This window comes from Streptomyces sp. NRRL S-646, from assembly GCF_000720765.1.
GTDB lineage: Bacteria > Actinomycetota > Actinomycetes > Streptomycetales > Streptomycetaceae > Streptomyces.
Genome location: NZ_JODC01000005.1, coordinates 539,070 through 559,480, shown reverse-complemented (window position 1 = coordinate 559,480; position 20,411 = coordinate 539,070). Strand labels below are relative to the sequence as shown.

At 71.3% G+C, this 20,411-nt stretch carries 19 protein-coding genes and 1 pseudogene; 9 read left to right on the top strand and 11 right to left on the bottom strand.

Annotated features, from left to right (window positions below):
* Positions 1-55 precede the first annotated feature (55 nt).
* Positions 56-358 (bottom strand): annotated as a pseudogene (locus IH68_RS57960) (SGNH/GDSL hydrolase family protein); the annotation flags it as partial.
* Between the two features lie 96 nt (positions 359-454).
* Here IH68_RS57960 and IH68_RS57955 point away from each other — a divergent pair.
* Positions 455-766: a hypothetical protein gene (locus IH68_RS57955; RefSeq protein ID WP_030933053.1), complete on the top strand. Its 312-nt coding sequence runs from the start codon at positions 455-457 to the stop codon at positions 764-766.
* A gap of 191 nt (positions 767-957) precedes the next feature.
* Here IH68_RS57955 and IH68_RS0112430 read toward each other — a convergent pair whose 3' ends face one another.
* From IH68_RS0112430 to IH68_RS0112405, 6 genes are all read right to left on the bottom strand, one after another.
* Positions 958-2,400: a lysine N(6)-hydroxylase/L-ornithine N(5)-oxygenase family protein gene (locus tag IH68_RS0112430; protein ID WP_030933050.1), complete on the bottom strand. Its 1,443-nt coding sequence runs from the start codon at positions 2,398-2,400 to the stop codon at positions 958-960.
* 160 nt (positions 2,401-2,560) lie between these two features.
* On the bottom strand, positions 2,561-3,985 hold the full coding sequence (locus IH68_RS0112425; RefSeq protein ID WP_030933047.1) for a pyridoxal phosphate-dependent decarboxylase family protein: 1,425 nt from the start codon (positions 3,983-3,985) through the stop codon (positions 2,561-2,563).
* Between the two features lie 164 nt (positions 3,986-4,149).
* Entirely contained in the window at positions 4,150-6,645 is a 2,496-nt protein-coding gene (gene pepN / locus IH68_RS0112420; RefSeq protein ID WP_030933044.1) for an aminopeptidase N, read from the bottom strand.
* 56 nt (positions 6,646-6,701) lie between these two features.
* Entirely contained in the window at positions 6,702-7,253 is a 552-nt protein-coding gene (locus IH68_RS0112415) for a response regulator (RefSeq protein ID WP_030933041.1), read from the bottom strand.
* 139 nt (positions 7,254-7,392) lie between these two features.
* Positions 7,393-7,743, bottom strand: a complete 351-nt coding sequence (locus IH68_RS0112410) for a chorismate mutase (RefSeq protein ID WP_030933038.1) — start codon at positions 7,741-7,743, stop codon at positions 7,393-7,395.
* An 11-nt stretch (positions 7,744-7,754) separates the two neighbouring features.
* Positions 7,755-8,645 (bottom strand): helix-turn-helix domain-containing protein, encoded by an 891-nt coding sequence (locus tag IH68_RS0112405; RefSeq protein ID WP_030933035.1) that lies wholly within the window; start codon positions 8,643-8,645, stop codon positions 7,755-7,757.
* A 139-nt stretch (positions 8,646-8,784) separates the two neighbouring features.
* On the opposite strand from IH68_RS0112405, the gene IH68_RS0112400 reads away from it, so the two are divergent.
* Together IH68_RS0112400 and IH68_RS0112395 are read left to right on the top strand one after the other, a co-directional pair.
* Positions 8,785-10,533: a glycoside hydrolase family 35 protein gene (locus IH68_RS0112400; RefSeq protein WP_030933031.1), complete on the top strand. Its 1,749-nt coding sequence runs from the start codon at positions 8,785-8,787 to the stop codon at positions 10,531-10,533.
* A 183-nt stretch (positions 10,534-10,716) separates the two neighbouring features.
* Positions 10,717-11,598, top strand: coding sequence for a hypothetical protein (locus IH68_RS0112395; RefSeq protein WP_030933028.1), 882 nt, complete (start codon positions 10,717-10,719; stop codon positions 11,596-11,598).
* An 86-nt stretch (positions 11,599-11,684) separates the two neighbouring features.
* Here IH68_RS0112395 and IH68_RS0112390 read toward each other — a convergent pair whose 3' ends face one another.
* Positions 11,685-13,130 (bottom strand): MFS transporter, encoded by a 1,446-nt coding sequence (locus IH68_RS0112390; protein ID WP_030933025.1) that lies wholly within the window; start codon positions 13,128-13,130, stop codon positions 11,685-11,687.
* 135 nt (positions 13,131-13,265) lie between these two features.
* Between IH68_RS0112390 and IH68_RS0112385 the strand changes: the two genes are divergently transcribed.
* On the top strand, positions 13,266-13,790 hold the full coding sequence (locus tag IH68_RS0112385) for a MarR family winged helix-turn-helix transcriptional regulator (protein WP_078912425.1): 525 nt from the start codon (positions 13,266-13,268) through the stop codon (positions 13,788-13,790).
* 6 nt (positions 13,791-13,796) lie between these two features.
* Here IH68_RS0112385 and IH68_RS0112380 read toward each other — a convergent pair whose 3' ends face one another.
* On the bottom strand, positions 13,797-14,702 hold the full coding sequence (locus IH68_RS0112380; protein WP_030933019.1) for an SDR family oxidoreductase: 906 nt from the start codon (positions 14,700-14,702) through the stop codon (positions 13,797-13,799).
* Positions 14,699-15,496: an SDR family oxidoreductase gene (locus tag IH68_RS0112375; protein WP_234341320.1), complete on the bottom strand. Its 798-nt coding sequence runs from the start codon at positions 15,494-15,496 to the stop codon at positions 14,699-14,701. Before IH68_RS0112375 ends, IH68_RS0112380 begins: the two co-directional genes overlap by 4 nt.
* A gap of 99 nt (positions 15,497-15,595) precedes the next feature.
* On the opposite strand from IH68_RS0112375, the gene IH68_RS0112370 reads away from it, so the two are divergent.
* The 5 genes from IH68_RS0112370 to IH68_RS0112350 are packed head-to-tail and all read left to right on the top strand — an operon-like array spanning position 15,596 to position 19,254.
* A complete protein-coding gene (locus tag IH68_RS0112370; RefSeq protein ID WP_030933014.1) occupies positions 15,596-16,375 on the top strand; it encodes an enoyl-CoA hydratase family protein in 780 nt (259 codons plus the stop codon).
* Positions 16,372-17,208: a CoA transferase subunit A gene (locus tag IH68_RS0112365; protein WP_030933011.1), complete on the top strand. Its 837-nt coding sequence runs from the start codon at positions 16,372-16,374 to the stop codon at positions 17,206-17,208. The genes IH68_RS0112370 and IH68_RS0112365 overlap by 4 nt, the downstream gene beginning before the upstream one ends.
* Positions 17,205-17,924 carry a CoA-transferase subunit beta gene (locus tag IH68_RS0112360; protein ID WP_030933008.1) on the top strand — a complete coding sequence of 240 codons (720 nt, stop codon included), beginning with the start codon at positions 17,205-17,207 and terminating at the stop codon, positions 17,922-17,924. Before IH68_RS0112365 ends, IH68_RS0112360 begins: the two co-directional genes overlap by 4 nt.
* The gene (locus tag IH68_RS0112355) at positions 17,921-18,988 is read left to right on the top strand and encodes an NAD(P)H-dependent flavin oxidoreductase (RefSeq protein WP_030933007.1); all 1,068 of its coding nucleotides are present in this window, start codon (positions 17,921-17,923) and stop codon (positions 18,986-18,988) included. Before IH68_RS0112360 ends, IH68_RS0112355 begins: the two co-directional genes overlap by 4 nt.
* The gene (locus IH68_RS0112350; RefSeq protein ID WP_030933005.1) at positions 18,985-19,254 is read left to right on the top strand and encodes an SIMPL domain-containing protein; all 270 of its coding nucleotides are present in this window, start codon (positions 18,985-18,987) and stop codon (positions 19,252-19,254) included. The genes IH68_RS0112355 and IH68_RS0112350 overlap by 4 nt, the downstream gene beginning before the upstream one ends.
* On the opposite strand, the gene IH68_RS0112345 is transcribed toward IH68_RS0112350, so the two are convergent.
* Entirely contained in the window at positions 19,238-20,395 is a 1,158-nt protein-coding gene (locus tag IH68_RS0112345; protein WP_030933003.1) for an acetyl-CoA C-acetyltransferase, read from the bottom strand. The two genes, IH68_RS0112350 and IH68_RS0112345, sit on opposite strands and share 17 nt — an antisense overlap.
* Positions 20,396-20,411 lie beyond the last annotated feature (16 nt).

The window sequence follows — 20,411 nt, the reverse complement described above, 5'->3', positions numbered from 1 at the left end:
CCGCGGTAGGGCCGATCGTGGAGCCGATGACGGTGAGTCCGGCGGTGTGCAGTCGGTCGGCGAGGGTGGTCAGGCCTGCGATGAATTCGGCGGCGGTGGGGCCTTCGGCGGGTTCGGGGTGGGCGATGAGGCCGGGGAGTCCGAGGTCGTTGAGGCCGATGTGGATGAGGGCGTGGCTGGCGCCGGGCACGGCGAGGACGTCGTGGTCGATGCGGGAGAGCAGGTGGTCGCCGATCTCGTCGGTGAGGAGGCGGTTGCCGGAGATGCCCTGGTTGACGATCCAGCCGCGGGTGAGTCGGCGGTTGAGTTGTGCGGGGAAGCTGTTGTCGGTGCCGGGGGTGGTGAAGGCGCCTTCGATCCAGGAGTCGCCGAAGGCGACGGCGATGCGGGTGTCGGCGAGGGCGAGGACGTCGACGCCGGTGAGGAAGTGGCCGGTGGGTAGTTCCTCGGTGTTGTGGAGGAGTTCGGCGGAGAGTTGGTTGCCGGGGACGGCGTGTCCGATGTCGTAGGGGACTGCGCTGTAGGTGCTGAGGCCTGTGTCGCCGGGCAGGTAGAGGCTGACGGGGAGTTCTTCGCCGGCGCTGACGGGGAGTTCGACCGGGTCGCTGGTGATGTCCTCGCCGACGGGGATGGTGGCGGTGTCGCTGCCGGAGAAGTGCAGGGGTGTGTCGCTGGTGGGGTCGATGCCGCTGCCGTGGGTGCGTACGGCGAGGTGGGCGCCGCCGATGTCGAGGGGTTCCTTGCCGTAGCGGTTGCTGAGGCGTAGGCGTAGTGCTTCGCCGCCGCCGGCGGGGCGGATGGACTGCCTGATGGTCTGGTCGGAGAAGCTGCGGGGTTCGAAGAGGTGGAAGGCCTCGTGCGGGTTGATGACGGCGATGCGGTGGGCTGCGATCCAGGTCGTGGTCATGGCTTGCTCCAACGTCACCGCCGCCGGAGTTCTTCATGCCTTTTTGTGGCTCATTGCCTGTCGTCGACGAGTGGGGTGAGGACGGGTGCCTGGCGGGCGCGTGGGATGTGCGGGTGCTGTTGCTGGTCGAGTCCGAAGGTGGTGAAGGCGGTTCGGGTGGGGAGGGGGTAAGTCTCCTTGCCCGTGAGGGAGTTGAGGATGGTGGCGGAGCGCCAGGCGGCGAGGCCGAGGTCGGGGGTGCCGACTCCGTGGGTGTGGCGTTCGGCGTTCTGTACGTAGATGTGGCAGTTGGAGGCGCTGATGGAGGGGTCGAGGGCGAGGCGGAAGTGTTCGTCGATGCGGGGGCGGTCGCTGCTGTCGCGGCGCAGGTAGGGGTCGAGGCCGGCGAGGAGGCGGTCGAGGGGGCGTTCGCGGTAGCCGGTGGCGAGGACGACGGCGTCGGTGGTGAGGCGGGAGCGGGTGTCCTGCTGGGTGTGTTCGAGGTGGAGTTCGACTTTGGTGGTGGCGAGGCGGCCTGCGGTGCGGACGCGGACGCCGGGGGTGAGGACGACGTCGGGCCAGCCGCCGTTCAGGGTGCGGTTGTAGAGCTCGTCGTGGATGGCGGCGATGGTGTCGGTGTCGATGCCTTTGTGGAGTTGCCACTGGCTGGTGACGAGGCGGTCGCGGACGGCTTCGGGGAGGGCGTGGAAGTAGCGGGTGTAGTCGGGGGTGAAGTGTTCGAGGCCGAGTTTGGAGTACTCCATGGGGGCGAAGGCCTCGGTGCGGCCGAGCCAGTGGAGTTTTTCGCGGCCGGCGGGGCGGGCGCGGAGCAGGTCGAGGAAGATTTCGGCGCCGGACTGTCCTGATCCGATGACGGTGACGTGGTCGGCGGTGAGGATCGTGTCGCGGTGGGCGAGGTAGTCGGCGGAGTGGACGACGGGTACGCCGGGCGCTTCGACGAGGGTTTTGAGGGGCTCGGGGACGTGGGGTTCGGTGCCGATGCCGAGGGCGATGTTGCGGGTGTGGGTGCGGCCGAGGGCTTCGGCTTCTCCGTCGGGGCCGAGTTGGGTGTAGTCGACTTCGAAGACGTCGCGTTCGGGGTTCCAGCGGACGGCGTCGATCTGGTGGCCGAAGTGGAGTCCGGGCAGGCCCGCTGCGACCCAGCGGCAGTAGGTGTCGTACTCGGCGCGCTGGATGTGGAAGCGCTCGGCGAAGTAGAAGGGGAAGAGGCGGTCGCGGGATTTGAGGTGGTTGAGGAAGGTCCAGGGACTGGTGGGGTCGGCGAGGGTCACCAGGTCGGCGAGGAAGGGGACTTGGATGCGGGAGCCGTCGATGAGGAGGCCGGGGTGCCAGGCGAAGGAGGGGCGCTGGTCGTAGAAGGCGGCGTCGAGTTCGGTGAGGGGGTGGGCGAGGGCGGCGAGGGAGAGGTTGAAGGGGCCGATGCCGATGCCGACGAGGTCGCGGGGCGCGTCGGGCTCGTGGTGTGGGGGGTGTGGGTGGGGGGGCGTGCTCATCGGGGTGGTTCCTTCCACGGGTCTTCGGCGGAGTCTTCTGTGGGTCCTTCGACTTCGCGGGCGGTTCGTCTCGGGGCGGGTCCCTCGCGGGCTGGTCGGTCTTGGGCCGGCCCCTCTCGGGCGGGTCCGTCGCAGGCGGGTCCGTCGCGGGTGGCTTCGCTCAGGCGGGTTCGTCGGCGGCCTTTTCGACGAGGGTGAGGAGGGTGGCGAGGTCGTCGGGGCGGGTGTGGGGGTTGAGCAGGGTGGCTTTGAGCCAGAGGCGGCCGTCGAGGCGGGCGCGGCCGAGGACGGCGCGGCCCTGGTGGAGGAGTTTTCGGCGTACGGCGGCGACGGCGGCGTCGGTGGTGTGTGCGGGCCGGAACAGGACCGTGCTGATGGTGGGGCGGTCGTAGAGCTCGAAGCCCGGGTGGTCGTGGACGAGGGCGGCGAACTCCTGTGCCCGGTCGCAGACTTGGTCGACGAGTGCGCCGAGGCCGGTGCGGCCGAGGGTTTTGAGGGTGACGGCGATCTTGAGGATGTCGGGGCGGCGGGTGGTGCGCAGGGATCGGCCGAGGAGGTCGGGGAGGCCGGCTTCGGTGTCGTCGTCGGCGTTGAGGTAGTCGGCGTGCTGGTTCAGGGCGGTGAGGTCGTGGGGGTCGCGTACGGCGAGGAGGCCGGCTGCGACCGGCTGCCAGCCGAGTTTGTGCAGGTCGAGGGTGACGGTGTGGGCGTGGTTCAGGCCCGTGAGTTTTTCGCGGTGGCGGTCACTGAGGAGGAGGCCTCCGCCGTAGGCGGCGTCGATGTGCAGGCGGGCGTGGTGGGCGCCGCACACGGCTGCGATCTCGGGGAGGGGGTCGATGAGTCCGGCGTCGGTGGTGCCGGCGGTGGCGGCGACGAGGTGGGGGCCGGGGAGGGCGGTGAGGGCCTGGTCGAGGGCGGCGGGGTCGAGGGTGCCGGTGGGGGCGGGGATGGTCACGGGGTCGGGCAGGCCGAGGAGCCAGGCGGCCCGGGGCAGTGAGTGGTGGGCGCCGACGCCGCAGATCAGGCGGAGCCGGGGGCCGTGTGTCTCGCGGGCGAGGAGGAGGGCGAGTTGGTTGGATTCCGTGCCGCCGGTGGTGATCAGGGCGTCGGGCTGGGGTTTTTCGCCGTGGTGTGGTGATGGCCGGTGCGGGCCTGCGGGGGTGGCGGGTTCTGCGTAGACCTCGGCGGCGAGGGCGCGGGCGACGAGTGTCTCCAGCTCGGATGCCGCCGGGGCCTGGTCCCAGGAGTCGAGGGAGGGGTTGAGGACGCTTGCGGCGAGGTCGGCGGCGGTGGCGACGGCGAGGGGCGGGCAGTGCAGGTGGGCGGCGCACAGTGGGTCGGCGGGGTCGGCGGCGCCTTCGGCGAGGGCGTGCACGAGGGTGCGCAGGGCGTCGGGGTCGCCGTGCTCGGGCAGTACGTCGCCGAGGGCGGCCCGTAGGCGTGCGGCGACGGCGGCGGGTCCGCCGGCGGGCAGGGGTCCTCCGCGTGCGTGTGCGCCCTCGTCGAGTGCGTGGAGCACGGTGTCGAGCAACGGCCGCAGGGCGTGAGGGCCTTGGGGGCCGGAGGCGAGGCTCGGTGTGCTCATGGGGTTCCTCCCGGGCGCGCGGCAGAGGGAGTTCCAGCTTGTCGGTGGATGCGTGCGCGTGCCCGGGAGGTTCAACGATCGGAACCCGAAAGGGTGGCCCCCCAGACCCCCGCTTCCGGCCCTGAAGGGGACTCGTCCTCAACCGCCGGACGGGCTGAGAATACCTACGCCTCCCTCACTCGCAACGCCCGTGCCAGGTCGTCGAGTTCGTCGGCCAGGGTGCGGCGCAGGGCGGGGATCGGGTCGGAGGTGTTGAGGCACTCCTCGCCGAGGTGCAGGTTCTCGGTGTCGACGGCGTGGGCGGGGAAGGCCCAGCGGCCGACGGCGGTGGCGATGGCGGGGCCGCGGCGGGCGGCGACGGTGACGGCGTCCTCGTAGTAGCGGGGCACGTACTCGCGTACCAGGTCGGCCTGTTCGGGCTGCCAGAAGCCGCGGGCGGTGGCGGTGAAGAGGTAGTTGGACAGGTCGGTGTGGTCGTCTCTGCCGAACATTGCCTGCCAGGCCCTGGCCTTGGCGTCGGCGTCGGGCAGGGCGGCGCGGCAGCGGGCGGCGCCTTCCTGACCGGTGGCGGAGGGGTCGCGGTCGAGTTCGGCGGCGATGGCCTGCTCGTCGGTGGCGCCGAGGACGGCGAGGCGGGCGAGGACGCGCCAGCGCAGTTCGGGGTCGAGTTCGGGGCCGCCGGGGACGGTGCCGTCGGCGAGCCAGGCGGCGATGGTGTCGGGGTGGGCGGCGACGTCGATGAGGTGGCGTACGGCGATCAGGCGCAGGCCGGGGTTGTCGCCGTCCTCGGTGCGGCGGATGAGGTCGCGGCACAGGGAGGTGAGGGTGGTCAGGGCTGCCGGGCGCTGTTCGGGGGTGAGGTAGCGGTCGGCGACCTTGGTGGTGGCGAAGGCGAGGACGCCCTGGACGAGGGCGAGGTCGGTTTCGTGCGGGAGGTGGGTGCGGGCGGTGTCGAGGTAGGCGGTGGGCGGGAGGGCGCCGTCGCGGACGGCGTCACGCAGGGCGTTCCAGACGACGGCGCGGGTGAGGGGGTCGGGCAGGCCGGAGAGGCTGGTGCGGACGGCGTCGAAGGACTCGGGGTCGAAGCGGATCTTGGCGTAGGTGAGGTCGCCGTCGTTGAGGAGGAGCAGGGTGGGGCGTTTGCCGAGGGGCTCGGATGTGGTGTGCGGGATGTCGAGGTCGAGGCGGTCGCGCAGGATGAGGTGGCGGCTCTCGTCGGCGACGTCCAGGTCGTAGAGGCCGACGGCAATGCGGTGCGGGCGGCTGCCGGTGTGGTCGACGGTGAGGGTGCAGGTGCCGTCCTCGCCGGGGGTCACCACGGGGGTGAGGGTGTCGACGCCGGTGGTGCGCAGCCAGGCGTCGGCCCAGGCGTGGACGTCGCGTTCGGTGGCGGAGGCGAGGGAGTCGATGAAGTCGGCGAGGGTGGCGTTGGCGAACTTGTGGCGGGTGAAGTGGGTGTTGATGCCGGCGAGGAAGTCCTTCTCGCCGAGCCAGGCGACGAGCTGTCGTAGTGCGGAGGCGCCCTTGGCGTAGGAGATGCCGTCGAAGTTGAGGAGGGCGGAGGCCGTGTCGTTGACGTTTTCGGGGGCTACGGGGTGGGTGGACGGGCGTTGATCGGCGTCGTAGCCCCAGGCCTTGCGGGCGACTCCGAAGTCGGTCCAGGTGTCGGTGAAGCGGGTCGCTTCGGTGAGGGTCTGGTAGCCCATGTACTCGGCGAAGGACTCGTTCAGCCAGATGTCGTCCCACCAGCGGAGGGTGACGAGGTCGCCGAACCACATGTGGGCCATTTCGTGGGCGATGACCATGGCGCGGGTCTGGCGCTCGGTGTCGGTGACCGCGGAGCGGTAGACGAATTCGTCACGGAAGGTGACCAGTCCGGGGTTCTCCATCGCGCCGGCGTTGAACTCGGGGACGAACGCCTGGTCGTAGGAGTCGAAGGGGTAGGGCTCTTCGAACTTCTCGTGGTAGCGGTCGTAGCACTGCTTGGTGATCTGGAACAGTTCCTCGGCGTCCGCGTCCAGGTACGGGGCGAGGGAGCGGCGGCAGTGCAGGCCGAAGGGCAGGTCGCGGTGTTCGGTGCGCACGGAGTGCCAGGGGCCGGCAGCGACGGCGACGAGGTAGGTGGAGATCAGGGGGGTGGTGGCGGCCTGCCAGCGGCCGTGGCCGAGGTGTTCGGTGATGCCGTTGGCGAGGACGCTCCAGCCGTCGGGGGCGGTGACGGTCAGGTCGAAGACGGCCTTGAGGTCGGGCTGGTCGAAGGCGGCGAAGACGCGCTGGACGTCCTCCATGAACAGCTGGGTGTAGAGGTAGGTCTCGCCGTCGGTGGGGTCGGTGAAGCGGTGCATGCCCTCGCCGGTGCGGGAGTAGCGCATGCTCGCGTCGAGGTGCAGTTCGTGGTCGCCGGCGGTGAGGTTCTTCAGGGGCAGGCGGTTGCCGTCGAGGGTTTCCGGGTCGAGGGGCCGGCCGTCGAGGGTGGCGGAGCGCAGTTGGGCGGGCTTGAGCTCGACGAAGGTGTCAGCGTCCGTGCGCGCGGTGAAGCGGATGACGGTGCGGGAGTCGAAGGTCTCGTCGCCGGTGGTCAGATCGAGGTCGATCGTGTAGCGGTGGACGTCGAGGAGCTTGGCACGGGTCTGCGCTTCGTCGCGCGTCAGAACGGACATGCAGGTAATGCTGCCCGATGGCACTGACAAGGCACAGAGGCGGACCGGTACGCGGTCTATGTCCGCTCCCCTTCGAGCTCCCCGTTGTGCGCCTGGCCGATGCGCTGGGTGGGGAGGCGGGCGTCGGGGTGGGGCAGGGCGTCCGGGCGGTGGGCGGCGTCGTCGGCGTCGGTGTGGTCCTTGACGAGGGCGCGCAGTTCGCGGACCTCCTGCTCCAGGGCGAGCTGGCGGCGGTGGGCGTCGTAGAGGTAGCGGACCTTGGTCCGCAGCGACCAGGGGTCTATGGGTTTCATGACGAGGTCGGCGACGCCGAGGGCGAAGGCGGTGGAGGTCAGTAACTGGTCGGGGCCGAAGCCGGTGAGGAGGATGACCGGGATGTGCTGGGTCTGTTCCACGCGGCGCATGTAGCGGACCACGTCCAGGCCGCTGACGCCGGGCATGCGGACGTCGAGCAGGAGGAGGCCGACCTGTCCGCGGAGGACCTGCTTGAGGGCCTCGTCGCCGTTGGTGGCGCGGCCCAGCTGATAGCCCAGCGGGGCCAGGGCGCTCTCCAGGGCGTACAGGGTGTCCTCGTGGTCGTCCACGATGAGGATCTTGGCTTCCGGCATGGCCCGTCGTCCCTCCCGCGAGACAACCAGCTTATGTCCGAGGTACTGACGGGCCGTGGCCGTCAGCTGACAAGGAGTGCACAGCGCAGCATGCCCCGTGCGGGCCCTTCTGTCACGTCCTCTGCGGCATCGACCGAGGTCAATTCGCCGTTTTTGCAGAGCCGTTCACGGCGTCGTCCGCGATGCGTTCGTGGTGGCGGATCACTTCGGCGATGATGAAATTCAGGAACTTCTCAGCGAAGGCCGGGTCCAGTTTGGCGCTTTCGGCGAGGGCGCGCAGGCGCTCGATCTGGCGGGCCTCGCGGGCCGGGTCGGCGGGCGGCAGCTTGTGTGCGGCCTTGAGGTGGCCGACCTGCTGGGTTGCCTTGAAGCGTTCGGCGAGCATGTGGATGACGGCTGCGTCGATGTTGTCGATGCTGTCGCGCAGCCGGGCGAGTTCCTCGCGGACGGCGGGGTCGACGTCGCGGGTGCCGGTGTTGCTGGTGGTCATGGGCGCCCAGCCTACGTGGCGTGCGTGGGTTCGATCATCGGTGGATCGTCGGGGTCGGGGATGCGGTTGCTCCAGCCGCCGGGGACGGCGCGGTACTGCTGGGCGCGGAAGCGGACGGGCGGCATGCCGACGCGGCGGGTGAACAGGCGGGAGAAGTAGGCGGGATCGTCGTAGCCGACGCGGCGGGCGACGGCAGCGACGGGGAGTTCGGTGGCGGCGAGGAGTTCCTTGGCGCGGCCGAGGCGGATGCCGAGCAGGTAGTCCTTGGGGCTGCAGCCGGCGCCGCGGCGTACGGCGGTGCGCAGTTCGGCGGGGGTCATGCCGTGCCGGGCGGCGTGGTCGGCGACGGACAGGGGCAGGCAGGCGTCGCGGGCGAGGGCCTTGAGGACGAGGTCGCCGTCGGGGGCGAGGTCGGCTCGGGCGCGGCGCAGGGCGACGAGGAGTTCGTGGACGGCGGCGCCGGTCTCCACCTCCAGGAGAGGGTTGCCGTGGCGGGCGGCGCGGGAGATGCGGCCGATGACGGCGCGCGGGCCGGTGGCGTCGGAGAGGGGGACGACGGGGCGGCCGGGTTCGATGTAGCCGAGTTCGGTGTACGTGGTGGTGGCGGGCCCGGTGAAGACGGCGAAGCCCTCGTCCCAGCCGGTGTCGGGGTCGGGTCCGTAGTGGTGCGGTGTGCCGGGGGTGAGCCACAGCAGGGCGGGGGCGGTGACGGTGGTGCGGCGGCCGTCGGGGTGCCGGTACCAGCCGCTGCCGGTGTTGATGACGACGGCGACGTGGTGGTCGAGGGTGCGGGGGCCGACGGTGGGCAGGGCGCCGTACTGCAGGCCGACGCCGAGGCAGACCAGGCCGAGGCGGTGGTGGGCCGGTCCGGGCGTGAAGAACCGCATCCAGGTGTGGTACATCGCCTGCGCTCCTCCCGGCGTCGTTCGGACCGGTGCCCGGGACCTGTTCGGGCCGTCTCCCGGCGGTCGTGTTTTCGTCCAAGCAGCGCTGATCTTTGTCCATGGACGGCGATCGATGCCAGGGGTGAGGCTGGGGTGCATGAGCGAGTTCACGGTGGGCGAGGCGGACTTCCTGCTGGACGGGCGGCCGGTGCGGCTGCTGTCCGGTGCGCTGCACTATTTCCGGGTGCACGAGGAGCACTGGGGGCACCGGCTGGCGATGCTGCGGGCGATGGGCCTGAACTGCGTGGAGACGTATGTGCCGTGGAACCTGCACGAGCCGCGGCCGGGGCGCTTCGAGGACGTGCAGGCGCTGGGCCGTTTCCTGGACGCGGCCCAGGAGGCGGGGCTGTGGGCGATCGTGCGGCCGGGGCCGTACATCTGCGCCGAGTGGGAGAACGGCGGGCTGCCGCAGTGGCTGACGGGCGAGCTGGGCACGCGCGTGCGTACCCGTGACGAGCGGTTCCTGGAACACCTGGAGCGCTGGTTCGGTGTGCTGCTGCCCCAGATCGTGGAGCGGCAGATCGACCGCGGCGGCCCGGTGATCATGGTGCAGGTGGAGAACGAGTACGGCAGCTACGGCTCGGACGCCGTGTATCTGCGCCGCCTGGCCGACGTGCTGCGGGATGCGGGGGTCACGGTGCCGCTGTGCACGTCGGACGGCCCGGAGGACCACATGCTCAGCGGCGGCTGCATCCCGGGGGTGCTCGCCACGGTGAATTTCGGCTCCCGCGCGCATGAGGGTTTCGAGACGCTGCGCCGGCACCATCCCGAAGGGCCGCTGATGTGCATGGAGTTCTGGTGCGGCTGGTTCGACCACTGGGGCGGCGAGCACATCACCCGTGGCGCCGACGACGCCGCGGCCGCCCTGCGGGAGATCCTGGAGTGCGGGGCCTCGGTCAACCTGTACATGGCGCACGGCGGGACCAGCTTCGCCGGCTGGGCGGGCGCCAACAGGGGCGGCGGCGCGCTGCACGAGGGGCCGCTGGAGCCGGATGTGACGTCGTACGACTACGACGCCCCGATCGACGAGTTCGGCCGTCCGACGGAGAAGTTCTGGCGGCTGCGTGAGGTCCTCGCCGAGTACGCCGACGGGCCGCTGCCCGAACTGCCGCCCGCGCCCGCGCGGTTGGGGGCGCCGGCCGAGGTGCGCCTGGACGGGTGGGCGCCGCTCGACGTCGTACTGGAGGCGCGGGGAGGACCGGAGACCTCGGCTCCCGTGCCGCCGACCTTCGAGGAACTGGACGTGGACCGGGGGCTCGTACGGTACGCGGTAACGGTGCCCGGGCCGCGGCAGCCGTATCCGCTGACCGCGCGCGGTCTGCGGGATCTGGCCGTGGTGTACGTCGACGGTGAGCGGGCCGGTGTGCTCGCCGAGGGCGACGAGCAGCTCAAGGAGCCCGTCGCCGGGCACGCGCGCGTGGAGCTGTGGGTGGAGTCCCTGGGGCGCGTCAACTACGGGCCGCGCAGCGGTGAGCCCAAGGGGATCACCGGGGGTCTGCTGCACGAGCGGCAGTTTCTGCACGGGGTACGCGCGCGTGGGCTGCGTCTGGACGCGCTGGACGACATCGGGGACGTCCCCTTCCAGCCGCTTGCCGGGGATGGTGCCCCGGGGCTGTACCGGGGGACCGTCACGGTGCAGGGCGCCGGGGACGCGCGGCTGGAACTGCCGGGCTGGACCCGTGGATTCGCCTGGGTCAACGGGTTCAACCTGGGCCGCTACTGGTCGGCGGGCCCCCAGCGCTCCCTGTACGTGCCCGGACCGGTGCTGCGCGAGGGCGAAAACGAGGTGTGGCTGCTGGAGTTCGAGGAGGCGGCAGCGGGGGGTGCGCTCCTGCAGGCCCTCTAGAGAGCGGCGGCGATCTTCAGGGGCCGGGTCGACGGGGCGGGCGAGCGGCCCACAGCAGGAAGATCAGGTGGCGGGCATGACAAGGGCGAGGGGTCATGCCCGCGCCCTGGAACCCGGCCAGGGAAATTCCGCCCACCTCCCCGTAGAGTGGAATCGGGTTCAGGGCGTCTTGGGGGTTCAGGCGTGGCGAACGGCGGACCGGTCGAGCACGGCTACCCACACCTGGAGACGGTGCGGGCCGCCATCACCGCGCTCTACAAACGGTTGTCGTACGACACCATCCAGACCTTCCCCAGCAGCGTCCTGCCCGCCGATGTGGCCTTCTGCGACACCGACGACCTCTATCTGGGCGCTCAGCGGGTGGCCCGCGAGCTGGTGCGCCACTACCGGCTGCCGGACGCCCGGCTGATCGTCAGCTTCCGCGAGATGCAGCACGCGGCGAACGTCGAACTCGCCGCGGGCCCCGAGTACTTCGTCGAGCTGAACGACCGCTTCCGCACCCACCGCCGCGACATCGGCGCCGCCCTGGCCCACGAGATCATGCATGTGTATCTGCACCGCCTGGACCTGTCCTTCCCCGGCACCCGCGACAACGAGATCCTCACGGACACGGCGACGACCTACCTGGGCGCGGGCTGGCTGCTGCTGGACGCCTACCGGGAGGACTCGGCCTCCTCCCAGAAGCTCGGCTATCTGACCCCCGAGGAGTTCGGCTACGTCCTGGCGAAACGCGCACTGGTCTTCCACGAGGACCCGTCGATCTGGTTCACCAGCCCCCAGGCCTACGAGGCGTACACCAGGGGCATGGCGCAGGCCCGTCACGACGAGCAGCAGCCCCCGCTGACGGCCGCCGGCTGGGCGGGCCGCCGCCGCTACGCCCGCGACCGCCGCCACGCCCCCGGGCCCCAGCTCGGTGTGCCGTACACCTTCACCCCCGACGGCGGCGGTCGCCTGCGTGTCTCGTTCCCCTGCCCGACCTGCCACCAGAAGATCCGGGTGCCGGTACGGGGGCGCGTCCGCGCGCGGTGTGCGCTGTGCCGGACGGTGCTGGAATGTGACACCTAGGGGTGCTGTTCTGCTCCCGGCGCTGCAGCGAGGTCTGGGGGCTGCCGCCCCCCAGACCCCCGCTTTCGGCCTGAACGGCCTCGTCCTCAAACGCCGGACGGGCTGAGAGTGCCTGCTCGGCGTGGGAGTGCGGCGCACAGGGCCGCGCATGCCACGAAGGTCACGGTCACCCACGGCATTGCCGCCGTCAGTGCGTCCGTCAGACCGTTGCCTGCGTGGTTGAAGAAGACCGTGCCGACCGTGGCCGCCCCCAGCGCGCCCCCGAACTGCTGCGCCGTGGAGAAGATCCCGGACGCCCCGCCCGCCAGCTCCGCAGGCACCGCGGACAGCACCACGTTGACCAGCGGTACCACCAGGAAGCCCAGCCCCGCCCCCGCGATGACCAGCCCCGGCACGAGCGGCCAGGCGCCGGTGTGTGCGGCGGACGCTCCGGTGACCGCCGCCCACACCCAGCCGACACCGGCCGCCATCAGCAGCGCACCGGCCCCGAGCACCAGGCGCCCGAACCGCGTCGCGAGTGCGTCCGCGGCAGGCGCCGTAAGGAAGCTGCCGACCGAGAAGGCCACGCTCACCACTCCGGCCTGCATCGGCGTGTACCGCTCGCTCCCCTGCAGCCAGAGCGCGAAGACCAGGAAGAACCCCTGCATGCCGACCGAGAACAGCAGCTGCACCAGCACGCCCACCGAGAACGCGGGCAGCCGGAACGCCCGCGCCGGCAGCAGCGGCACCGTCGCTGCACCACGTCGGCGCGCCTCGAACACCCCGAGCCCGGCGACGGCGCAGACACCCGCGGCCATGCAGACCCAGCCCCACACCGGCCATCCGTTCTCCCGGCCCTGCACCAGCGGCAGCACGATCGCCACCAGTCCGGCCGCCAGCACCGCGCTCCCGAGCAGATCCGGCCGCCGGGCCGACCGCTCCTTCGTGGACGGCACCAGCACCAGCCCGGCGACCAGCGTTCCCACCGCGACCGGCACGTTCACCAGGAACACCGAGCGCCAGCCCCAGCCGAACAGATCGGCATCGGTCAGCAGGCCGCCGAGCAGCAGCCCCACCGCCGAGGCGAACCCGGCGACGGCCCCGTACATCCCGAACGCGGCCCCGCGCTCCTTGCCCGCGAACAGTGTGCGGAACGAGCCGAGCACCTGCGGTATCAGCACCGCCGCGAGCACGCCCTGGACGGCTCGCGCGGCGATCAGCTGTCCGGGCGTCTGTGCGAGGCCGCAGCCGAGGCTCGCCAGGCCGAAGCCGGCGGTGCCGGCGAGGAACAGTCTGCGGCGCCCGAAGCGGTCCCCGAGGTGCCCGGAGACGATCAGTGTGGCGGCGAAGCCCAGCAAATAGGCGGAGACCAGCCACTGCAGGTCGCTCTGCGAGGCGTGCAGGTCACGGCCGATGGACGGGATCGCCACGTTCACGATCGTCACGTCCAGCAGGTCCATCAGCGCCGCGATCATCATCACTGCGGCGGCGGCCCAGCGGCGCGGATACGGATCCGCCTCGGTGGGCGGGGACATGGCGAGGGTTGTGGTCATGGCGTCTCCCGTTGGGTCCGGATGTCGTCGAGTCCGCAGATTTATTTCGTTCGGACGAACGAAATACTTGCACCGACACTTCCGTGATCGCAAGTACTTAGTTCGGACGAACGAAATATTTGCTAGGCTGACGCCATGAGCGGCAGCGAGACGGGACCCGAACGGCGCCTGGTGCCGAACCTGGAGGCGGCCGTCCCCACGGACGACAAGCGGCGGGCCGAGACACTGTTGCGGCTGTTCGCCGTGGGCCGGGAGAACAGTGGGGCCACCGTGATGTTCCATTCCGCGGTGTCCGCCAGGCAAGGCCTGATCCCGAGCGAGGAGAAGGCCCTCGACCTCCTGGAGCGGCACGGCCCGCTCACCGCGAAGGAGCTCGCCGAGCGCACCGGCCTGGCTCCCGCATCCGTCACCGGTCTGGTCGACCGCCTCGAAGCCAAGGGATTCGTACGCCGGGTCAAGCATCCGACGGACAAGCGGCGGGTGCTCGTCGAGCTGAACCGGGAGAAGGTCGCCCATCTCTTCGCGTTCTTCGAGGACTGGGCGCGCGACATCGCCGCGGCGTGCGAGGAGTTCAGCACGGACGAGCTGGACACCGTGATCCGCTTCCTGCAGGTGATGACGGAGGAGCAGCGCAAGGCCGCCGCCCGTCTCACCGGCTGAGCCCGCTCAGGCCCCGTACACCGCGCCCGGCTCCGCCGCCTCCGCCAGCAGCTTCAGCGCCGCCTCGCCGGCCTCGCCGGGACTCCAGCGCGCACCCTTGTCGGCGCTCGGACCCGGCCGCCAGCCCTCCATGACCGTGATCCGGCCACCCTCCGCCTCGAACACGCGCCCGCTCACACCGGCGCTCGCGGCGGAGCCGAGCCAGACGACGAGCGGGGAGACGTTCTCGGGGGCCATCGCGTCGAAGCCGTCGGCGGGCGCCGTCATCGTCTCGGCGAAGGTGCGTTCCGTCATCCGCGTGCGGGCAGCGGGCGCGACGGCGTTGACCTGGACGCCGTAGCGGCGCAGTTCGGCCGCCGCGACCAGCGTCAGGCCGACGATTCCGGCCTTCGCGGCGCTGTAGTTGCCCTGCCCGACCGACCCCAACAGCCCGGCACCGCTGCTGGTGTTGACGATCCGGGCCACCGGCATACGGCCCGCCTTGGCCTCGGCCCGCCAGTGCGCGGCGGCGTGCTTCAGCGGCAGGAAGTGGCCCTTGAGGTGGACGCGCAGGACGGCGTCCCAGTCGTCCTCGTCGAGGTTGACGAGCATCCGGTCGCGCAGGAAGCCTGCGTTGTTGACGAGGGTGTCGAGCCGGCCGTATGTCTCCAGGGCCGTCGCGACCAGGGAGGCCGCTCCTTCGGTGGTGGCGATGTCGCCGCCGTGGGCGATCGCCTGGCCGCCCGCCGCGCGGATCTCGTCCGCCACCCGCCCGGCGGGACTGCCGGGGTCAGGCCTCCCGTCCAGGCCGACCCCCAGGTCGTTGACGACCAGCCGGGCGCCCTCCGCCGCGTACGCGCGCGCGTGCGCTCGCCCCAGTCCGCGGCCGGCGCCGGTGACGACCACGACCCGCCCGTCGCAGATTCCGCTCATCTCACGTCTCCGCCCATCTCACGTGTCCGGCCATCTCGCTTGTCCTTGTTGGCAGTTGCCGCATCCAAGAACGCCGGCCGCTCCCCTCCCCCGTGCACCAGCAGGCTCGCCCCGCTGATGTAGGCGGCCGCGTCGGAGGCCAGGAACACCGCGGCCGCGCCCACGTCGGCGGGTGTGGCCAGGCGGCCGAGCGGAACCGTGCGGGCGACCCCCTCGATGCCGTCCTCGCCGCCGTAGTGGAGGTGGGCCAGCTCGGTGCGGACCATGCCGACGACGAGGGTGTTGACCCGGACCTCGGGCGCCCACTCCACGGCCATCGAGCGGGCGAGGCTCTCCAGGCCCGCCTTGGCCGCCCCGTATGCTGCCGAACCTGGTGAGGGGCGGCTGCCGCTGACGCTGCCGATCATCACGACGGCGCCCTGCGCCCGCCTGAGGTGTTCGTACGCGGCGAGGGAGGCCGTCAGCGGCGCGAGGAGGTTCAGCTCCAGTACGCGCGCGTGCCGCTCGGCTTCCGCGTCGGCCAGCAGGCGGTAGGGCCCGCCGCCCGCGTTGTTGACCAGGACGTCGAGCCGCGGGAGTCCGGCGAAGAAGGCACGTACGGCGGGCGGATCACGCAGGTCGAGGGGCGCGAACTCGACGCCCTCGACCGGAACTTCGGGCGGTCGGCGCGCACAGGCGAGGACCTCGGCACCGGCCTCGGCGAAGGCCTGCGCGATCCCTGCTCCGACGCCGCGGGTGCCGCCGGTGACGACGACGGTCCTGCCGCTCAGCTGCGGCCGGCGCAACTTATCCACAGGCCTCCCGCTCCGATCCGACGGCTGCTAGCTTCGAAGCCTCGCACCTAACAAATGTTTGGTGGAAAGGCGTTGGTTGGAAAGGTAGCTGATGTGCCCATGGGTGTCTCCACCTCGACCCCGGAAAAGGGGCCCGAAAAAAATGGCATCGCCGTCGTGACGGTCGACTTCCCGCCGGTGAACGCGCTGCCGGTGGACGGCTGGTTCGCCCTGGCCGACGCGGTGCGCACGGCGGGCCGCGACCCGCAGGTGCGGTGCGTGGTGCTGGCCGCGCGGGGGCGGGGGTTCAACGCGGGCGTGGACATCAAGGAGATACAGGCGCAAGGGCCCAGCGCACTGACCGGCGCCAACCGCGGCTGCTTCGAGGCGTTCGCAGCGGTGTACGAGTGCGCGGTGCCCGTGGTGGCGGCGGTGCAGGGCTTCTGCCTGGGCGGCGGGATCGGGCTGGTGGGGAACGCGGACGCGATCGTGGCGAGCGAGGACGCCACCTTCGGGCTGCCCGAGCTGGACCGGGGCGCCCTGGGCGCGGCCACGCACCTGTCCCGGCTGGTCCCGCAGCACCTGATGCGCGCGCTGTACTACACCTCCCGCACCGCGACCGCCGCCGAGCTGCACGCGCACGGCTCGGTGTGGCGGGTTGTACCACGGGAGGAACTGCACGCCGCTGCCCTGGAGTTGGCGGGCGAGATAGCCGCCAAGGACGGGGAGCTGCTGCGTCTGGCCAAGGCCGCCATCAACGGCATCGACCCGGTCGACGTGCGCCGCAGCTACCGCTTCGAGCAGGGCTTCACCTACGAGGCGAACGCGGTCGGGGTGGGTGACCGGGTGCGTGACGCCTTCGGCAAGGAGAGGGATGAGAGGGATGGTGCACAGGCGTGAGTGACAAGACGATGACCGCCGAGCAGGTCGTCTCCCGTCTGCAGAGCGGCATGACCCTCGGCATCGGCGGCTGGGGTTCACGACGCAAACCCATGGCCCTGGTCAGGGCGCTGCTGCGGTCCGGTATCGACGACCTCACCGTCATCTCGTACGGCGGCCCGGACGTCGGCATGCTCGCGGCCGCCGGACGGATCCGGAAACTGGTGGCACCCTTCGTCACCCTCGACTCGATCCCCCTCGAACCGCACTACCGCGCAGCCCGCGAGAGCGGTGCCCTGGAACTGATGGAGATCGACGAGGCGATGTTCATGTGGGGGCTGCACGCGGCGGCGAACCGGCTGCCGTTCCTGCCGGTGCGGGCCGGGATCGGCTCGGACGTGATGCGGGTCAACCCCGGGCTGCGGACGGTGACTTCGCCCTACGACGACGGGGAGACGTTCGTGGCGATGCCCGCCCTGAGGATGGACGCGGCCCTGGTCCACGTGGGCCGCGCCGACCGGCTGGGCAACGGGCAGTATCTGGGCCCCGACCCGTACTTCGACGACCTGTTCTGCGAAGCGGCGGACGCGGCCTACTTGTCGTGCGAACGGATCGTCGACACCGCCGAGTTGACGAAGGAGGCCGCACCGCAGACCTTGCTCGTCAAGCGCCATACGGTGACCGGGGTCGTCGAGGCCCCGAACGGCGCCCATTTCACCTCCTGCGCGCCCGACTACGGGCGGGACGAGGCCTTCCAGAAGACGTATGCGACTACGCCGTGGCCGGAATTCGCGGCGCGGTTCCTGGGCGGGGACGAGCAGGCGTATCAGTCAGCGGTCGGGGAGGCGACATGAGCGAGGTGAGCCGCGCCGAGTACTGCGTGATCGCCTGCGCCGAGGCCTGGCGGGGCAACGGTGAGGTGCTCGCCAGCCCCATGGGACTGATCCCGTCCATCGGAGCCCGTCTCGCCCGGCTCACCTTCTCCCCGGACCTGCTGCTGACCGACGGCGAGGCGATGCTGGTCCGCCCGGACGGGACGCCGGAGGGCTGGCTGCCGTACCGGCAGCATCTTGCCCTGGTGTCCAGTGGCTGCCGGCACGTGATGATGGGCGCGAGCCAGATCGACCGGTTCGGCAACCAGAACATCTCCTGCATCGGCGATTGGGAACGGCCCGCACGCCAGTTGCTCGGAGTGCGGGGCGCACCGGTCAACACCCTGAACAATCCGACGAGTTACTGGGTGCCGAGGCATTCGCGGCGGGTGTTCGTCGAGAAGGTCGACATGGTCTGCGGTGTCGGATACGACCGTGCGGCCGGTGCGCGCTATCACCGCATCCCGTGTGTCGTCTCCGATCTGGGCGTCTTCGACTTCACCACCCCCGACCACTCGATGCGGCTCGCTTCACTGCACCCCGGTGTCACGGTGGAGCAGGTCACAGAGGCGACGGGCTTCGATCTGGTCGTCCCGTACGACGTGCCGCCGACGCGTGAGCCGACCGCCGAGGAGCTGCGGCTCATCCGTGAAGTGATCGACCCGGCCGGCAGCCGCGCCAGGGAGGTCGGCTCGTGAGGGAGACGGCTCTCACCCGGCTGGTCGGGGTCCGGCATCCGATCGTGCAGACGGGCATGGGGTGGGTGGCGGGCCCGCGTCTGGTCTCCGCTTCGGCGAACGCGGGCGCGCTGGGCATCCTGGCCTCCGCGACCATGACCGTCGACCGGCTGCGCGAGGCGGTGCGTGAGGTCAAGTCCCGTACGGACGCGCCGTTCGGGGTCAATCTGCGGGCGGACGCCTCCGATGCCGGCGACCGGGTGCGGATCCTGATCGAGGAGGGCGTGCGGGTGGCTTCCTTCGCCCTCGCGCCCTCCGCCGAGCTGATCGCGGAGCTGAAGAAGGCGGGCGTGGTCGTCATCCCCTCCATAGGCGCGCGCCGGCATGCCGAGAAGGTCGCGGCCTGGGGCGCGGACGCCGTGATCGTGCAGGGCGGCGAGGGCGGCGGGCACACCGGCGAGGTCGCGACGACGGTGCTGCTGCCGCAGGTGGTGGACGCGGTGCGGATACCGGTGGTGGCGGCGGGCGGTTTCTTCGACGGACGGGGACTGGTCGCGGCGCTGGCGTACGGGGCGGCGGGGATCGCGATGGGCACCCGGTTCCTGCTGACGGCGGACTCGACGGTGCCGGACACGGTGAAGGCGAGGTACCTGGCGGCGACCGTGCGGGACGTCACGGTGACCAGGGCGGTGGACGGCCTGCCCCACCGGATGCTCCGCACGGACCTGGTGGACTCCCTGGAGAACTCCGGCCGCGCGAAGGCCCTCTTCCACGCGGTCCGCCGGGCGGCGGGCTTCCGTCGGCTGTCGGGGCTGACCTGGCGGCAGATGGTGCGCGACGGGCTCGCCATGAAGCATGGCAAGGACCTCACCTGGAGTCAGATCCTGCTCGCTGCGAACACCCCCATGCTGCTGAAGGCGGCCATGGTGGACGGCCGTACGGACCTCGGGGTGATGGCGTCGGGGCAGGTCGCCGGGGTGATCGGGGATCTGCCGTCGTGTGCGGAGCTGGTGGCGGGGGTGATGGCCCAAGCGGAGGAAATCATCGGCGAGTTGGCCAAGGGCAGTGCTTCAATGCGCGCATGACGGAGACGATCGGCGAGCCCTGGGGGCTCAGCGTCTTCGGTGCCGGCAGTGTGCGGGTCGAGCCGCAACTGGTCCGGGTGAAGCTGTCCGTGGATGTGCTGGAACCCTTGCCGGACAAGGCGTTCCAGGAGGCGGGCGCCGCGGTGGCGCGGCTGCGTGAGGTGCTGCGCGGGCTTGGGATACCGGACGCGTCGGTGTCGGGCTCCCGGGCACCCGCGCCCGGCGCGGTGGCCGCCGCCCGCCGCCCCCTCACAGCCTCTCGATGACCGTCACGTTCGCCTGGCCGCCGCCCTCGCACATCGTCTGCAGGCCGAAACGGCCCCCCGTGCGCTCCAGTTCGTGCAGGAGGGTCGTCATCAGCTTGACGCCCGTCGCGCCCAGGGGATGGCCGAGGGCGATCGCGCCGCCGTTGACGTTGACCTTGTCCGGGTCGGCGGCGATCTCCTTCAGCCAGGCGAGGACGACCGGCGCGAAGGCCTCGTTGATCTCGACGAGGTCGATGTCGTCGATCGAGAGGCCGGTCTTCTTCAGGGCATGGGCGGTGGCCGGTATCGGAGCGGAGAGCATGCGGATCGGGTCCTCACCGCGCACGGAGATGTGGTGCACGCGCGCGCGTGGCGTCAGTCCGTGCTCGCGTACCGCCCGCTCCGAGGCGAGCAGCATCGCCGCCGCCCCGTCGGACACCTGCGAGGAGCAGGCGGCGGTGATGGTGCCGCCGTCGAGGACCGGCTTGAGCGCGGCCATCTTCTCCAGGGAGGTGTCCCGGCGCGGGCCCTCGTCGACGGCGACCGGGCCGTAGCCGACGGTCTCGCGGTCGAAGCGGCCCTCGTCGATGGCCCGCAGCGCCCGCTGATGGGACCTGAGCGCGAACTCCTCCTGGTCCCCACGGCTGATCCCCCACTTCGCGGCGATCATCTCGGCGCCGACGAACTGGTTCACCGGCTGGTCCCCGTACCGTGCGCGCCAGCCCTCGCTGCCCGCGAAGGGGCCTTCGGTGAACCCCAGGGGCTCGGCGGCCCGGCGGGTCGCGAAGGCGATCGGGATCTGCGACATGTTCTGCACGCCGCCGGCGACCACCAGGTCCTGCGTGCCCGACAGCACGGCCTGCGCCGCGAAGTGCACGGCCTGCTGCGAGGAACCGCACTGCCGGTCGATCGTCACGCCCGGTACCTCCTCGGGCAACCCCGCCGCCAGCCAGCAGGTCCGCGCGATGTCCCCGGCCTGCGGCCCCACCGCGTCCAGACAGCCGAACACGACGTCCTCGACGGCGGCCGGATCCACCCCGGAGCGGGTCATCAGTTCCTTCAGCACATGGGCACCGAGGTCGGCAGGATGGACGCCGCTCAGTCCGCCCCCGCGCCGCCCCACAGGCGTACGGACCGCTTCGACGATGTAGGCCTCGGCCATGTCAACTCCCTCAGCA